The organism is Streptomyces sp. NPDC043878 (genome assembly GCF_056435735.1).
The window spans coordinates 113,048-127,019 of record NZ_JBWKDW010000023.1 but is presented as its reverse complement, the minus strand read 5'-3'; the positions used below and the strand labels follow the sequence as shown (position 1 = coordinate 127,019).

Below are 13,972 nucleotides of genomic sequence, written 5' to 3'. Positions count from 1 at the left end.
ACGGGGGATCACCATGCGTACATCGCACAAGAGCTGGAAGACCTGCGCCCTGGGAGCCGCGGCCCTCACCGCCCTCCTCTCCGCCACGGCCTGCGAGCCGGACGGCACGAACAACGGCACGGGCACCGTCACCCCGTCCGCCACCCCGAGCGCGACCGCCTCCACCCAGCCCGGCGGCGGGGGCACGGCCCCCAGCGCGGCCGGATCCGCCCAGCCCGGCGGGGGCACGGGCACGGGCGGCAGCTCGCAGGACTCCGGCGGCGGCTCGGCTGACTCCGGTGGGTCGGGCAGCCCTGACGGCGGTGGGGCCGTCACCGCCGCCTGTAGCGACGCGAACATCTCGATCGCTACGACGGCCTACGCGCATGACTCGGCCCGGCACCTCCTCCTCACGGCCACCAACACCGGCGGCAAGGAATGCGCCCTGTACCGCTACCCGGTCGTCCGCTTCGACAACGGGCGGGAGGATCAGGTCGGCCCCATGGAGTCCGAGATGAAGGGAGCCACGATCAAGCCGGGCGAGAAGGCGTACGCGGGCATGCTCCTCTTCCGGGTCGGCGCGCCGACCAAGGCGGTGGAGACGATGACCGTCAGTCTCCAGGGCCGGGTCTCCAACGCCGATGCGGACAGCGGACCGATCGAGGTCCCGCTGCCCGACGAGGCCGACTTCCTGAACATCGACGACAACCCCCTGGTCTCGTACTGGAACGTCAGCCGTAAGACCGCCGAGAACTACATGTTCAAGGCGGCCGGCGGCAACTGACCTCTGCCCGAAGACCGTTCCCGGCCTACACCAGCTCGCAGCGCCCACGGCTTGCGGCGTCCTCGGTCTGCCCCTCGACCGAGGACGCCGCGTACCGGCCGCTCACGCGCTCCCCCCGGGAGCGGAGGTGACCCGTCGGCTGCTCGGGTCACGGACCGCCGGTAGCCGGGTGCGTTCCGATGCCCGCTCACCGACGTTCTGACCCCCTGAACCGCGGAGCACCACATGAGCAGACCGAGTGACCGCTAGGGGATCGGGCGGCAAGCTCCAACTAAGGGCTTGCAGAGAATCGAGGTGTTGCTTCCCTGCAAGCCCTTAGAGCAGCCCCCTGCAGGAATTCCAGTTGGCGTAACCTCCAGCTTCGATGAAGCAGACGTACAGCCCCACGTCGCGGACGTTGTACCCACGTCCGTCCTTGGCATAGCCGGGAGTGTCGTTGAAGCCGTTGGTGTCGCTGCCGAGCTTGGTGAGTGAGTGGTACTTCCACGCTCCGCTCTCCCACTTCTGGTACGTGGTGTAGAGCCCCGCGCCCCTGCCGTCGGAGCAGTTGTCCCAGATCTTGAAGTCCCAGCTCGTGTTGTAGAGCGGGTAACCTCCGGCCGTTCCGACCCGCTGATAGTCGTAGGCGCCGACGACTGAGGCGCATCCGTCGTCTGTGGACTTTTCATAGTCAGCGGCCTGAGCCTGGCCGGAGAAGGCCAGGACCAGTCCCGCGGCGGCGGCCGCGACCGCGAGCTTCTTCCGGGTACCTCTGAACGGCATGCTTCGTGTCATGGTCATCTCCTGAAAGTGAGAGTGCGACGGGAACGTCCCGACGCGGCGCGTACGGGCAACGGTCACGGTCGCCTGCCCGGTGAGACTGTCCCCCGGGGGCAGCGTTCGGAGCGCGCCCGAGGCGATGTTGCCCGGCTGCATCGAAAGTAGCTGGCGGGGCTGTTCCCCTTCGTCCACCCAGGACTTGAACTGCGTCTGCAACCACCGTGGTTACCGGTCTACAACCTGGGGTGTAGCTGGGACGGCAGGCCGGATCGACGGGGGTTCCGCACCGAGTGCGGACCGGAGTGCGTGGCGGGACCTGCCCGACCGGTCGGACCGCGGAAGACGGTATGCGAACGGCTGCGGCTGCGGTCGGCGAGGGCCCCCGGGGACGCCTGTTTTCCGGGTCCGGGGGCCAGCTAGTGTCCTGCGCCAGAGACCCGTCGGCAGAAGCGGGCGAGGAGTCGAGGATCTCTGGCGCAGGACACTAGCTGGGGCCGGTGCGCTGACGGGCCTCGTCCGCGAGGGTCCGGCCGGAGTCACGTGTCTGCTCGGTGACCTGACCGGTCTGCTCACGCGCCTGGTCCTGCGTGGCCTGGGCGGCCTGCGTGGCGGTGTCCCTGACCTCCGCGACCGCGTTCTGCGTGACCTCCTTGGCGCCTTCCTTCAGGTGCTGCGCGGACTCCCCGGCGGCCTGCTTCACGGGCTCCAGCGCGTCGCTCTGCAGCAGGTCGGCGGCCTTGTCCTGCTCCGCCTGCGTGGCCGGCAGCAGCGAGGACGCCAGCAGACCGACACCGAAGGCGACCAGGCCCGCGGCCAGCGGATTGCCCTGCGTCTGACTCCGGACCGTCTCAGGTGCCTGCTGCACCGCCTGTCCCGCCTGGCCGACGACGTCGCGTGCCGAGTCGGCTGCCCGGCCGGCGCCCTCCTGCAGCGAGCCGGCCGCCGAGTGGGTGCTGCCCGCCACACCCTGCGAGGTGTGTGACGCGCTGCCCATGACGCGGTCGCGGATCCCCCACACCGCGCCGCGCATCCGCTCCTTGCGCCGGCGGACCACCCGTCGGGGGCTGGTGCGGTCGGTGAGCTGGTCCACGTCCGCGGACAGCCGGCCGCGGGTGGCCTCGATCTCGGCCCTCACTTGGTCGGGTGACGTGCCCATTCCGCGTTCTCCTTCATGGTCTCGACAGTTCGCTCGGGCTTCGGGGAGACAGTGCGCATCTCCGTGCGGCCCCGCTGGTACAGCACGGCCGCGACGACGGCCCACACCGCGGTGACGATCAGGGCGGCCCAGCCTCCGTCCATCACGTTGGACAGGCCCAGCACGCCGGCCAGCGACAGAAACAGCAGAACCATGTAGCCCGCGAAGCCCGCGCCGCCGTACATGCCGGCTGCCTTGCCCGCCTTGGTCGCCTCCTCCCTGACCTCGGCCTTGGCCAGTTCCACCTCCTGCCGGAACAGGGTCTGCAGGTCCGAGGTGATCACGGACAGGAGCTGTCCCACGGACCTGTCCTGCGCCTGCGGGTCGGCAGGGCTGGGCGTGGGCGGCATCGGGGACATCTCACACCTCCGGATAAGGCCGGCCGGGCGCACCGGCCGGCGGGGTGCCGACGGTCGGCGGAACCGGCGGAGGCGCCGGCAGGGTCTCCGGCACAGGCCCCGCGGGAGGACCGGCCGGCAGCGCCGTCGAGACCGGGGCGCCCGGCCGCGTGCGGTCCGGCGCCCCGGTGGCCTGCTCCTGGCCGCTCCCGCCGGACTGGGAGGCGGTCTTGGCCACCTTCGCCAGCCGGCCGACGGCCAGTCCGGCCAGCAGCGCGCCGCCCAGGAAGGCTCCGGGACGTCGGCGGGCGAAGCCCTGGAGGTCGGAGACGAGGCCCTCGACCCCTTGTTTCTCCAGGTAGTCCGCGGCTCGGTGTCCACGCTCGGCCGCCTGGGCGGCCAGGCCGCGGGCCGGCGAATCGTCCTGGGCGTGCTCGGCGAGGCCGGACAGGTCGTGCGACCACTGACGCAGTACGTCGGCCGCCCGCCTGGTCTGCCCGTCGGCCTCTTCCATCGCGCGGCCGCGCAGGTCCTCGACGACCGTGCCGACCTGCTGCCGTGCCTCGCCCACCACGGTCCGAGCCTGTTCGGCTGCCGTTCCCGCGACCTGGCTCGCGGCCTGTTTGGCCTGCTCAGCGGTGGCGGAGGTTTCCGCCTTGACCCTTTCTCCCGTGCTCCCGGTTCCCGTCTGTATGGACTCAGTCATCAGTGACTTCTCCTCATCGGACATCCAGCGTGCGGCCATGTGTCCTGATACGGATGCATATCTGGCGTAGTACGCCGCTATGACACGTAACCGTCCGTCTCGCCCCGAGTGGCCAGTAACTGACGTTCGACACATATTTGCGACCGCCTGTCGAAGGTGATCGACATTCCGTGCCGGGGATGATCGACTCGCCGGCCCCGGCGGCTGAGCGACGGGGACCTCCGTAAGCCCGGCTTACGGGTGACCGGCCACCGGCGGCGCACCACCACGTCGAGGTCTGGACGTGCGGGACGCGGCCGGGGCGAGAGCGCGTGCCGGTTCCGGATATGGCGGGAACCCCGTGAGCCTGCGCCGCGGTCGACCTCGGCACCCGGTTGCCCCCGCCAACCAGTCGTGCAAATCCCGTGCTGTCAGGAGCTTTTGACGGACTCTCGGTCCATGTCCCATCAGCAGTCCACCAGCGCGCCGCGTACTGGACCCTCCTGGCCGCCACCGCGGTGATCGTCGCGGTGATCGTCTACGAGCGCCGGCAGATGATCTCCCACCTCGACGGCTACGGCTGGCCCCATCTGAAGTCCGGCTGGGAGCAGCGGTTCAACCAGCGACCGCTCACCACGGCCGCCCGGGTGATCGGTGTCGTCCCCGTCCTGCTCGGCGTCTTCCCGGGGGCTCCCCTGCTCGCCGGTGACCTGGAGAGCGGCACCGCCGAACCGGTCAACTCCCAGTCGGCCGGCCGCATCCGCCGGCCCGCGACGAAGCTCGGCGTGACCGCGCTCGTCATCGTGGTGTGCACCGCGGCGCTCTCCGTCGCTTTCGGCTGGTGGTCGTCCCCGATCAGGACCTCGTCGTACGTCATCAGCTGGGACGAGGGCTCCGCCTTCGACAACACCGGCCCGGTGCTCACGGCACTCAGCCTGATCACGGTCCTCGGCGGCGTCGCGATCGGCATGCTGCCGCGCCGCACCCTGGTGTCGATGGCTGTCACCCTCGGCTTCGCCGTCGCGGTGCAGGTGGTCTGGTCGCACTTCCGGATGTCCCTCGGAGACACCATCGCCGTCACCACGCACAGGGGTGTAGGGGACGGAGCCTCCCCACCCTGCCGGACGCCGCGCACGTCGTGGACCAGTCCTACCTCTCGGCGTCCGGCGACCTGACCGGCTGGGCAGCTGCGACGAGGCCCCGGCGAAGGCCACCACCGCCTGCCTGGACAAGGCTCATGTCATCGGTTGGTCCGTCGAGTACATCCCCATCTCCCGGATGTCCGCCATGCAGTGGTCCGGCGCCGCGCTCCTGCTGGCTCTCACCGCCGGCATCACGGCGTTCATCGTCCTGTGGGGCCGCAGGCGCCTCGCGTGACCGCCGCCCGCCGCGCGCGTGACCGCGGCCCGCCGTGCGCGTGACCGCGGCCCGCCGTGCGCGTGAGCGCGGCCCGTTCGCCGAGTGCTGCCCGGCCCGGGCCGGGCGGATTCACGACCAGGTGATCTCGCCGTGCCGGGAGAGGAAGCGTCCGGTGCCGGCACCGGGTTCCTCGGTGGCGAGGGCGACGATCGCGTCCGTGCCCTCGGTGACGGTCTGGGGGCCGCTGTGACCGTTGAGGTCGGTGGCGGTGTAGCCGGGGTCTGCCGCGTTGACGCGGATGCCCTCAAGTCCCTTGGCGTACTGCGTGGTCAGCATCGTCAGGGCCGCCTTCGACGCGGTGTACAGCGGCGCGACGACGCGCGACTCGGGCCGCGCGGGGTCGTGGGTGAGGGCGAGGGAGCCCATGCCGCTGCTGACGTTGACGATCACCGGGGCGTCCGAACGGCGCAGCAGCGGCAGGAACGCGGTGGTGGTGCGGACGACACCGATGACGTTGACGTCGAGGACGGCGAGGGCGTCGGCCGCGGTGAGGTCGCTGGGATCGCCGGCGGGGCCGTGGACCCCCGCGTTGTTGATCAGGACGTCGATCCTGCCCTCGTGTGCGGCGACGTTCGCGGCGGCGGCGGCCACGGACGCGTCGTCGGTCACGTCGACGGGGACATACCGTGCGCCGAGCGCGGCGGCGGTTTCCTCGCCCTGCTCACGGTCGCGGGCTCCCACGAGCACGGTGTGACCGTACTCGACGAGGCGGCGGGCGGTCTCACGGCCGAGACCCTTGTTGGCTCCGGTGATGAAAGTGATCGTCATGGCTTCGACAATGGCCCGGCCGGGGGACGCGCGACAGGGACGCCTCGACGGTAGGAGAACCAGTACCCCCCTGTGGCATCCCGCGCTCGCCCCGGGGTACGGCAGGATGGGGATCATGCCGACGACTCCCGGAACCGGACTGGGCGCGATGATCCGCACATGGCGCGACCGGCTGCCCCCGTCGGCCGCCGCGCTGCCGGTGGCCCACGGGCGCCGGGCGGCCGGGCTGCGGCGCGAGGAACTGGCCGACCTGGCCGGAGTCTCGGTCGACTACGTCGTACGACTGGAGCAGGGGCGGGCCACGACACCTTCGGCATCGGTGGTGGCCTCGCTGGCGCGCGCCCTGCAACTGTCCACCGCCGAGCGGGACCACCTGTACCGGCTGGCCCGGCTCGTCCCGCCGGCGGACGGGGCGATCCGCGACCATCTGCCGCCCGGCGTGCAGCGCGTGCTCGCCCGGCTCGGGGACGTGGCGGTCGCCGTGTTCGCGGCGGACTGGCAGCTGGTCTGGTGGAACCACGGATGGGCCGCCCTGCTGGGCGATCCCGCCGGCTCCCCGCCGCGGCTGCGCAACTTCGCCCGCGACAGGTTCCTGGTGGACGACGGCCCCGCCCACCTCGCGCTGTGGCCGGTGACCGAGGCGGATCGAGACGCCACCGACGCGGCGGTCGTCTCCGACCTGCGCCGCGCCACCGGCCGCTTCCCCCACGACCCCCGCCTGACCGTTCTGATCCGCGAACTGAGCGCGGGCAGCGGGAAGTTCACCGACCTGTGGGCGACGGGAGCGGTGGCCGCACACCGCGAGGACCACAAGACGATCCACCACCCGTCGGTGGGACCGGTCACGGTGGACTGCGACATCCTCACCGACGGCGACTCCGAACTCAAGATCGTCATCATGACCGCCGCCCCGGGCAGCGAGGACGAGACCAGACTCCGGCTCACCGCCGTCGCGGGCCTGACGGCCGACGCGCGCCGGTGACGGATCCCCGCGTGCCTCGGAGGGCTCGGCCCACCGACTGCGTGCCGCGGCCACGCTTGGATCAGGGCCGGCTCAGGCCCCACGTCTGCAAGGCGTAGGGCCGCCCCTTCTCCTCCCCCTCGATCAGCGGTACGTCGAGCAGTTCGAAGCCCGCCTTCACGGCCACGGCGGCGCTGGCGGTGTTCTCGGCCTCCAGCTCCAGGATCACCTGATCCACACCCAGCTGCTCGAAGGCGTACGCGGCCATCACACGCACCGCCCGCACGGCCAGCCCCTGGCCGCGGTGCGCGGGGCCCACCGCGTAACCGAGCTCCGCTCCCTCGGGGGCACGCCGCAACATCACCTCGCCGAGCGGTGCGCCGCCGTCGACGGTGATGGCGAGCAGGATGGTCGTGCCCTCCGCACGCAGCTGCCGGGCCCGGTCAAGGCGCAGGCGAGCGGCCGCCGCGTCGAAGGGGGAGACGATCGGCGTCCAGTACGCGATGTCAGGGTGGTCGAACAGCTCCGGCATCGCGCCCAGGTCCGCTTCCCTCCAGTCGCGCAGGACAAGCCCCTCCCCCGCAAGCTCGATCCGCTCGGGAAACGACGACGTGGTGCTGGTCATGGTGCGGGACCTCCCTGGCCTGTTCAGAACGAGGCAGGATAACCGGGCCCGGCCGCCGGCGGACCGGCATCCCCGGAAGTCTCCCCGGCGGCCCGCTGTGATGACCGTCCCCGCCTCGGGAACCGCATGTCCATGACGAGACTTCGTCGCGCGGGAGACGAGGGGGCCGGGCACCAGCCCCGGCAGTGCTCGTTCGATGACCGGCGTGCCCCGGTGTGGTCCTGCCTCACTGCCGGGTCGGCGGATTCTCCTCGACGCCGTTGACCGCGTCAGACGGTGAGGAGGGCTCGTCGAACAGCCTGCCCACGACCCGGAGGGCGGGAGCTGCCACCGTCCAGCAGACGGCGAGCGAGAAGGCGCGCCCCGCCGTGCCCGCGTCACGGGGTGGCCTTCTGGGCCGGCGCGGGGCGAGCGCCGCGTACGCGCGTCCACCGGCTCGCCCCGCCGTACGGTCCCGCGAGGCGAGGCGGAATGCACGGCAGGTGTCCCATCCCGACTGCACCGCCCCTGCGTTCGGAACGGCGACCGGCCGTGCCACGAACTCGCAGGCCGTGCACGATGCCCGCCGCTGCCCGCCCGGTCGGAGCTACGGCGCCGACCCCATTTCCGCCATGAAGCCCACCGGGTCGCTGTCGAATCCCTGGATCCTCTCGTGGAACTCCCACACTCCGGAGGCGTCCTTGGTGAACTCCGCGACGGTGCCGGCGGTGGATCCGGCGATCTGTGTCAGGTCGTTCTTCAGCAGCTCCCGGTACCCCTCGAGAACCAGAACCCCCGCGTTCGTCAGGTCGCCGAAGGTCTTGAAACCGGCGTTCTGGTGGATCACCACCCCCACGACGACCCGTGCGAAGGAGTGCGCGAGGCGGTCGAGTTCCAGGGTCATCTCCTCCACGTAGCCGAAGCCCTGGCCTGTCTCGCTGTGCCGGCCCATGTTGATGGTGCCGTCCGGTGAGCGGCTCTCGTAGTGGACGACGTACACCGGACGCCCGTAGGGAGCTTCCGAGGCGTAGGTCGCGGCGACGATGTCGAGATGGTGGGGCGGCTGGTCGAACGGAGCCGGATCCCACCTGAGCCGCACCTGGGCCTTCACCAGCCCCTTGCTGCCGCTGCCGCTGCCGCTGCTCACCAGTACTGCCCCTCGCGCCGTCACGCCACCGCGGGAAATCCCCCGCAGGTCAAGTATGTCTCCGTGTCGCCGTGTTGAAGCATCCGGAGCAGCACCTCCCCCGCCACCCGCGAACGGGGCGGTGGCCAGGCGCGTCTCTCGCGCGTGGGCGCGACGTTTTCCCGGGACTCGCAGGGGGGACCCGGCGCGTGTCGGCCGGGCGCCTCCGCCCCTGGAGAACGCCGAGGACAGCAGGAGAACAGGCGGGACGAGAGACAGGGCTTCCCTGGCCGGCATGAAGGTGTCGGACCACATCCTCCAGCGGCCGCGTGAATGGGGAGTGGAGCACGTCCTCGCCTACGCCGGTGACGGCATCAACGGCCTGCTGGCGGCACGGGGGCGCGCCGAGAACAACCCGAGGTTCGTGCAGGCGCGGCACGAGGAGATGGCCGCCTTCGAGGCCGAGTTCTCGGGCAGGTTCGGAGTGTGCGCCGCCCCTCGGGACCCGGCGCGATCCACCTGCTGGGGGCGCCCCTGCGGCCTATCTGGTGCCCGAGGCGACCATGGCGCAGAGGATCAGCCGGGCCAAGCGCACCGTCGCCGGCGCACGCCTCGACCAGCCCGGCGACGTGGCCACCGTGCTGCGCGTCCTCTACCTGGTCTTCAACGAGGGCTACTCCGGCGACGTCGACCTCGCCGCCGAGGCCATCCGCCTCACCCGTCAGGTCGCGGCCGTGATCGAGCATCCGGAGGTGGCGGGACTGCTCGCTCTCATGCTGCTGCATCATGCCCGTCGCGCCACCCGCACCGCGCCCGACGGCAGCCTGGTGCCGCTCGCCGAGCAGGACCGCGGCCGGTGGGACACCGACGCGATCGCCGAGGGCGTCACCGTCCTCCAGGCGGCCCTCGCCCGTGACCGGCTGGGCGAGTTCCAGGCCCAGGCCGCCATCGCGGCCCTGCACGCCGACGCGCCCACCGCCGAGGAGACCGACTGGGTGCAGATCGTCGAGTGGTACGACGAGCTCGCACGCCTGAGCGACAACCCTGTCGTCCGGCTCAACCGGGCGGTCGCCGTCGGCGAGGCCGACGGACCGCGCGCCGGCCTGGCGGCGCTCGCGACGCTGGACATTTCACTGCCCCGCCACACCGCGGTGGCGGCCCACCTCCACGAGCGCGACGGCGACCTGGCGACGGCGGCACGGCTGTACGCCGAGGCGGCCGCGAAGGCACCCAACCTCGCCGAACGCGACCACTTGACCCGTCAGGCGGCCCGACTCAACACCCGTCGCCGGGGCTGACGCCCACGGGCTTGCCGGAAGCGCCGTCGCCACCGCCTCGACTCGGCAAACTCGTCAGGCGGTCAGAACGGCCAGGCGGTCAGGCGGCCAAGCGGCCAAGCAGTCAGAACTGCCAGGCGGTCAGGCGGTCAGGGGCTGCCAGCGGTCCCGCGTCTCGGGGTCGACGGTGCTGAGCCACACCAGCGCTCCACCGATGAGTCCCGGCTTGTCCCGCGTGCCCAGGGCGGGGGCTTCGAGCATGTCGGCAGCCTCTTCGAGATAGGTGACCAGCGTGTCGAGCTCTTCGCCGTTGGCGTCGTTGTAGCGGGACCAGCGGCCCAGGTAGCCGGTCGCGGCGTCCAGGTAGAGGCCCGAGGTGCTGTCAGCCGGGCCTTGCGAGACGACCGGGATCCAGGTCGCCTTCCACCGGACGACCCGCTCTTCTTCGGGACGGTCGGCGTTGAGGACGTCCTGGGAGGCCTGAGAGTCCATCATCCGCCGGTGGACGGCGGCCACCCCATCCAGGGGCATCAGAGCCTCGTTGCCCGGAAGGCACCCCCGGCCGTCGCCCGCCGTCAGCAGCCACAGGGCGCGCAGCTCGACGGGTATCGGGATGCCGAGGCCTTCTTCCAGGGCGGCGACGGCGCCGGGGCCGGCACCGGCGTGGAGGGCGGCATAGGAATCCGGGGCGTCGTCCTTCAGCCGGCCGGTGATGCGCTGCCAGGCGTCGGCGATCTGCCGCACGGTGACCGCGGTGGCGGCGGGGTCGACGGGCGGGCCCTGGTCTCGGCCCAGCTCCTGCTCCTCCTCCTTGTCCTCTTCCCGGGCCTGGGGCTCGGTGGTGTGTACCGGTCGCAGGAAGCGGATCTGGATCCGGTCCGGCTCGCGTATGTAGCCGACGGCAAGGTCGGGGCAGTCATCGAACATGTCACCGTCGACCATCACGGTGAGAATGCCGGGCAGCTCCGAGGGCCGGCCCATGTCCGGATCGTCCACCAACTGCCCGGCCAGCGCCTTCAAGGCATACGGGACGCCGCCCCCGAACCGGGCGGCGGTCTCACGGACGAGCGGGTCGATCTCGACGTTCACGAACTGTTGCTCCTCGCTGGTCGCACAGGGCCCCGTGAGGGCGGGTGGCACAGGGTGATGGCGACGCCCTGTGCGCGTCAGCCGGCGGCCGGTCGGCTGAGATCGGAGAGTCCCCACAACTCGGCCACCTCACACATGCGCGGACCGACAGACCCGGTGCCCCGCACATCGGCGGTCACCGCGCCGCCTCCAACTCGTAGTCGAACCAGACGCGATGCGTTCCGTCCGCGTCGACGGCCAGCCCTCCGCCACCGGAGATGCCCGCGAGCTCCTCGGTGCCGCTCGTGGGCACGATGGTGAAGAACTCCGCTGTACGATCGCTGCCGGACGTCGTCGCCGAGTGCACGAAGTTGAAGGCGCCCGCCCTGCCGCACAGCGAGCCTTCGAACGACTCCATCGCCACATAGGTACCCACGCCGGTCGCCTGGTCGAACGCGGCTGTGAACAGGGTCGCCGAGCGGCCGGTGACCTCGCCCTCGAAGCGCTTCTCCATGGTGGCCACACCCACCGGCAGCGCGGTGGACACAGCCGGGTCCGGCTTCAGCTCGGTCGGGACGAACGCTTCCACTGTGAACGTGCCTGCGGCTCTCATGGAACGACCGTATCGCTGCGGTCTGACAATGCTCTGCCTCTCCCGCGCGGCGCCCACCCGCCCGTTGGGCACTGTGGTGCGTTCACGCAACCCACTCGCGTGGCCAGGGTGCCCCTCGGCGGCTTCCCGGTGCGCGAGCACAGCGGGCGGCAGGTGTCATCGGTCGGCGCGGCGAGGTCCCTCGACTCCGTCTCCGGGATCGACGGCACCTCCCACGAAGGCTCGCCCCGCCCGGCCCGGCGTGGACGAAGACAAGTCGCGTATCCCCGTCTGGGACCAGGAGATCCATCAGGCCCAGCCTCAGCCGCTCCCGCACGCAGCGGACGAGCGGGTGGACTCGGTGGTGCTGGCGGTGCGTGACGGGGTGACCAAGGCAGGCGATCCGCCACCCGATTTGGAGCACCGTTGTCCTTCACCTCTCCGTCCGCCGGCAGCCGCGCGGTGCCGGCTGCGGCGACGCTTCCCCTGCTGGCCACGTTCCTCAGCGCGTGCTCCGTCGTCGACGGCGACGGCTACGACGGTACGGACGCCGAACTCCGGCGGCTGGCGGCGCAGCCGCTCCTCGCGGCAGCGCCCGCCCACGCCACGACTCCCGCCCACTACCGGGGCGTCGGCGTGACCACCGGATGTGACGACGACAGCAGCGGGGCGCCCTGGCTGCACGCGGACCGCCTGTACGCCGTCCCAGACCGGCCCGACGCTGTCATCGCCCACTACACGAAGGCCGCGGCGGCGGCCGGCTGGCACGTCGAAAAGGACCCTGACGCCGGGGCAGCGACGGCGACCGTGGAGGGCGTCTGCTGGACCAGGACCGAGCAGGGCCGGCACCTGCTGCTGAGCGTCGGCTTCCGTACGGAAGGCTTCTCGCCGGAGCCGGAGCCGGAGCCGGAGCCGGACCCGGAGACCGGCACGGGCCTCGTCTACGCGGTGTCGGTCGGCACCGAGCGGGACGGCGGCGCGGCCACCTGTTGGCAATAGGGTTCACCGGCGACGGGCCGGGTGCCGACGGCACCGGAGACGCGGGCAGATTGCCTGGCGGCGGCATCCTCAGGCACTATCAGGTCCGGCGCCCGTGTGGACGTCTCCGAGCCGGGCGTCACCCGCCTCTCGGACCTCACTTGAACGACGGCGGGTGGCCCATGGCGTGGATGGTGGGAACCGGCATGCTCATGGGTCTGCTGGCGATCGCAGCGGGGATCGTGACGCTCCAGACGGGCTGGATCCTGCCGGCGGCGCGCCGTCGCGTGACCAGGCCCCGGCTCCACGCCCTGGGTGCACAACTCGTGGGGGCTTCCCCCCTTCTTCAGGGCCTCTTCTACTTTCGAATCCTGCCGAGCGCCTCCTGGGAGGTCCGCTTCCTCGGCGCGAACGCCCTCGCGCTTGCCGGGCTCCTCCTCATCGCCCTCGGCCAGGTGTTGCCACCCCTCCGGAGCGGCTGCTCGCTGTCGTCGCCGCCTGCGGTGGGGCCGGCGTCGAAGCTCCGGGTCGCGGTGAGCCCGGGGCGGAAGTGACCGGGACGGCCGGGACGACACCCCCAAGGCCCGCCTGACCTCACCTCCGCTGTCCAGCGACCGCTTCCACTTGCGGTAGGTGGGCCGCCGCCGCGCTCCACCTGATCCCCCGGAGTCCCGGGGCAGGAGAGGAGTGTCGTAGCGCCTGCCCTTGAAGCGCGCGAGCGGGCCGGACGCCCGGTGGGGCGGGGTCGGCCGGAACCGGCGGGCGTCCGCCGCACCACCGTCGACGGCGATGGACCGGCAGACGGCAAACCGCAAACCGCAAACCGCAGACCGCAGATCGCAGATCGCAGACCCCAGACCCCAGACCCCAGACCGCAGACCGCAGACCGCAGACCGCAGACCGCAGACCCCAGACCGCACAGGATCTGCTGATCTGCGGAAGCGGCAGGACCGCGGGTTACCTCGCCCGGCGTATGGCGCCCGGCGTGCGCCGCCCGCCACCCTGGGTGCAGCACGTCACGCACCACTTACGGGGAGTACTTCATGCACCACGTCCGCCCTCGCCCTGCCCGCCGCGCCGCCCTCGCCATCACCGCCCTGCTGCTCGCCTGCGGTCCACTGGCCGCCTGCCAGAGCAACGACGACGCGCCCGCGCCGGCACCGGCGCCGACAACAGTCGCCGCTTCCCCGACGACCGACGGCAAGGAGAGCCCCACCGCGGCGCGGGGCATCGCGCCCGACCTCAGGGGACTCACCGTCGCCGACGCGCGCGGTCGGCTCGCCGAACTGGACTACGGCATGGCGTTCAGTGACGACTCCCGGATCGGTGACGACTCCCTCAAGGTCACCGCCCAGTCCCCGGCCCCCGGCACCCCGCTGAGGACGGGCGCCACCGTGACGCTCACCGTGCCTGGCCAGTAGAACGGTGAGCACCATCCA

15 protein-coding genes and 2 pseudogenes are annotated in these 13,972 nt (G+C 71.7%); 8 read left to right on the top strand and 9 right to left on the bottom strand.

The features are described 5' to 3' along the window. The first annotated feature begins 13 nt into the window (after nt 1-13). A complete protein-coding gene (locus AC07AZ_RS28510) occupies nt 14-763 on the top strand; it encodes a DUF4232 domain-containing protein (RefSeq protein ID WP_478852645.1) in 750 nt (249 codons plus the stop codon). A 315-nt stretch (nt 764-1,078) separates the two neighbouring features. On the opposite strand, the gene AC07AZ_RS28505 is transcribed toward AC07AZ_RS28510, so the two are convergent. From AC07AZ_RS28505 to AC07AZ_RS28490, 4 genes are all read right to left on the bottom strand, one after another. Then, entirely contained in the window at nt 1,079-1,525 is a 447-nt protein-coding gene (locus AC07AZ_RS28505) for a Tat pathway signal protein (RefSeq protein WP_478852643.1), read from the bottom strand. Nucleotides 1,526-2,006: 481 nt separating this feature from the next. Next, nucleotides 2,007-2,678, bottom strand: a complete 672-nt coding sequence (locus AC07AZ_RS28500) for a DUF3618 domain-containing protein (RefSeq protein WP_478852641.1) — start codon at nt 2,676-2,678, stop codon at nt 2,007-2,009. Next, nucleotides 2,654-3,076 carry a phage holin family protein gene (locus AC07AZ_RS28495; protein WP_478852639.1) on the bottom strand — a complete coding sequence of 141 codons (423 nt, stop codon included), beginning with the start codon at nt 3,074-3,076 and terminating at the stop codon, nt 2,654-2,656. Before AC07AZ_RS28495 ends, AC07AZ_RS28500 begins: the two co-directional genes overlap by 25 nt. Nucleotide 3,077: 1 nt before the next feature. Further along, on the bottom strand, nt 3,078-3,761 hold the full coding sequence (locus AC07AZ_RS28490; protein ID WP_478852637.1) for a hypothetical protein: 684 nt from the start codon (nt 3,759-3,761) through the stop codon (nt 3,078-3,080). Nucleotides 3,762-4,165: 404 nt separating this feature from the next. Between AC07AZ_RS28490 and AC07AZ_RS28485 the strand changes: the two genes are divergently transcribed. Continuing rightward, a complete protein-coding gene (locus AC07AZ_RS28485) occupies nt 4,166-4,915 on the top strand; it encodes a hypothetical protein (protein WP_478852635.1) in 750 nt (249 codons plus the stop codon). 313 nt (nt 4,916-5,228) lie between these two features. On the opposite strand, the gene AC07AZ_RS28480 is transcribed toward AC07AZ_RS28485, so the two are convergent. After that, complete coding sequence (locus tag AC07AZ_RS28480; RefSeq protein ID WP_478852633.1) at nt 5,229-5,927, bottom strand: SDR family NAD(P)-dependent oxidoreductase; 699 nt, start codon at nt 5,925-5,927, stop codon at nt 5,229-5,231. A gap of 115 nt (nt 5,928-6,042) precedes the next feature. On the opposite strand from AC07AZ_RS28480, the gene AC07AZ_RS28475 reads away from it, so the two are divergent. Then, nucleotides 6,043-6,909, top strand: a complete 867-nt coding sequence (locus AC07AZ_RS28475) for a helix-turn-helix transcriptional regulator (protein WP_478852631.1) — start codon at nt 6,043-6,045, stop codon at nt 6,907-6,909. Between the two features lie 61 nt (nt 6,910-6,970). Here AC07AZ_RS28475 and AC07AZ_RS28470 read toward each other — a convergent pair whose 3' ends face one another. Both AC07AZ_RS28470 and AC07AZ_RS28465 read right to left on the bottom strand, forming a co-directional pair. Further along, the gene (locus tag AC07AZ_RS28470) at nt 6,971-7,513 is read right to left on the bottom strand and encodes a GNAT family N-acetyltransferase (RefSeq protein ID WP_478852629.1); all 543 of its coding nucleotides are present in this window, start codon (nt 7,511-7,513) and stop codon (nt 6,971-6,973) included. Nucleotides 7,514-8,099: 586 nt separating this feature from the next. Beyond that, nucleotides 8,100-8,639: a TerD family protein gene (locus AC07AZ_RS28465; protein ID WP_478852627.1), complete on the bottom strand. Its 540-nt coding sequence runs from the start codon at nt 8,637-8,639 to the stop codon at nt 8,100-8,102. A 274-nt stretch (nt 8,640-8,913) separates the two neighbouring features. On the opposite strand from AC07AZ_RS28465, the pseudogene AC07AZ_RS28460 reads away from it, so the two are divergent. Then, nucleotides 8,914-9,143, top strand: a pseudogene (locus AC07AZ_RS28460) (thiamine pyrophosphate-binding protein); the annotation flags it as partial. Nucleotides 9,144-9,157: 14 nt separating this feature from the next. Beyond that, nucleotides 9,158-9,916: pseudogene (locus tag AC07AZ_RS28455) on the top strand (DUF6596 domain-containing protein); the annotation flags it as partial. A 120-nt stretch (nt 9,917-10,036) separates the two neighbouring features. Here the strand turns inward: AC07AZ_RS28455 and AC07AZ_RS28450 are convergent. Both AC07AZ_RS28450 and AC07AZ_RS28445 read right to left on the bottom strand, forming a co-directional pair. Next, nucleotides 10,037-10,984, bottom strand: a complete 948-nt coding sequence (locus AC07AZ_RS28450; protein ID WP_478852625.1) for an SMI1/KNR4 family protein — start codon at nt 10,982-10,984, stop codon at nt 10,037-10,039. 175 nt (nt 10,985-11,159) lie between these two features. Continuing rightward, nucleotides 11,160-11,576 (bottom strand): DUF3224 domain-containing protein, encoded by a 417-nt coding sequence (locus AC07AZ_RS28445; RefSeq protein ID WP_478852623.1) that lies wholly within the window; start codon nt 11,574-11,576, stop codon nt 11,160-11,162. A 405-nt stretch (nt 11,577-11,981) separates the two neighbouring features. On the opposite strand from AC07AZ_RS28445, the gene AC07AZ_RS28440 reads away from it, so the two are divergent. The 3 genes from AC07AZ_RS28440 to AC07AZ_RS28430 all read left to right on the top strand — a co-directional run bounded on the left by AC07AZ_RS28440 (nt 11,982) and on the right by AC07AZ_RS28430 (nt 13,954). After that, nucleotides 11,982-12,554: a hypothetical protein gene (locus tag AC07AZ_RS28440; RefSeq protein ID WP_478852621.1), complete on the top strand. Its 573-nt coding sequence runs from the start codon at nt 11,982-11,984 to the stop codon at nt 12,552-12,554. A gap of 161 nt (nt 12,555-12,715) precedes the next feature. Beyond that, nucleotides 12,716-13,087, top strand: coding sequence for a hypothetical protein (locus AC07AZ_RS28435; protein WP_478852619.1), 372 nt, complete (start codon nt 12,716-12,718; stop codon nt 13,085-13,087). Nucleotides 13,088-13,576: 489 nt separating this feature from the next. Beyond that, the gene (locus AC07AZ_RS28430) at nt 13,577-13,954 is read left to right on the top strand and encodes a PASTA domain-containing protein (RefSeq protein ID WP_478852617.1); all 378 of its coding nucleotides are present in this window, start codon (nt 13,577-13,579) and stop codon (nt 13,952-13,954) included. The last annotated feature ends 18 nt before the right edge of the window (nt 13,955-13,972 follow it).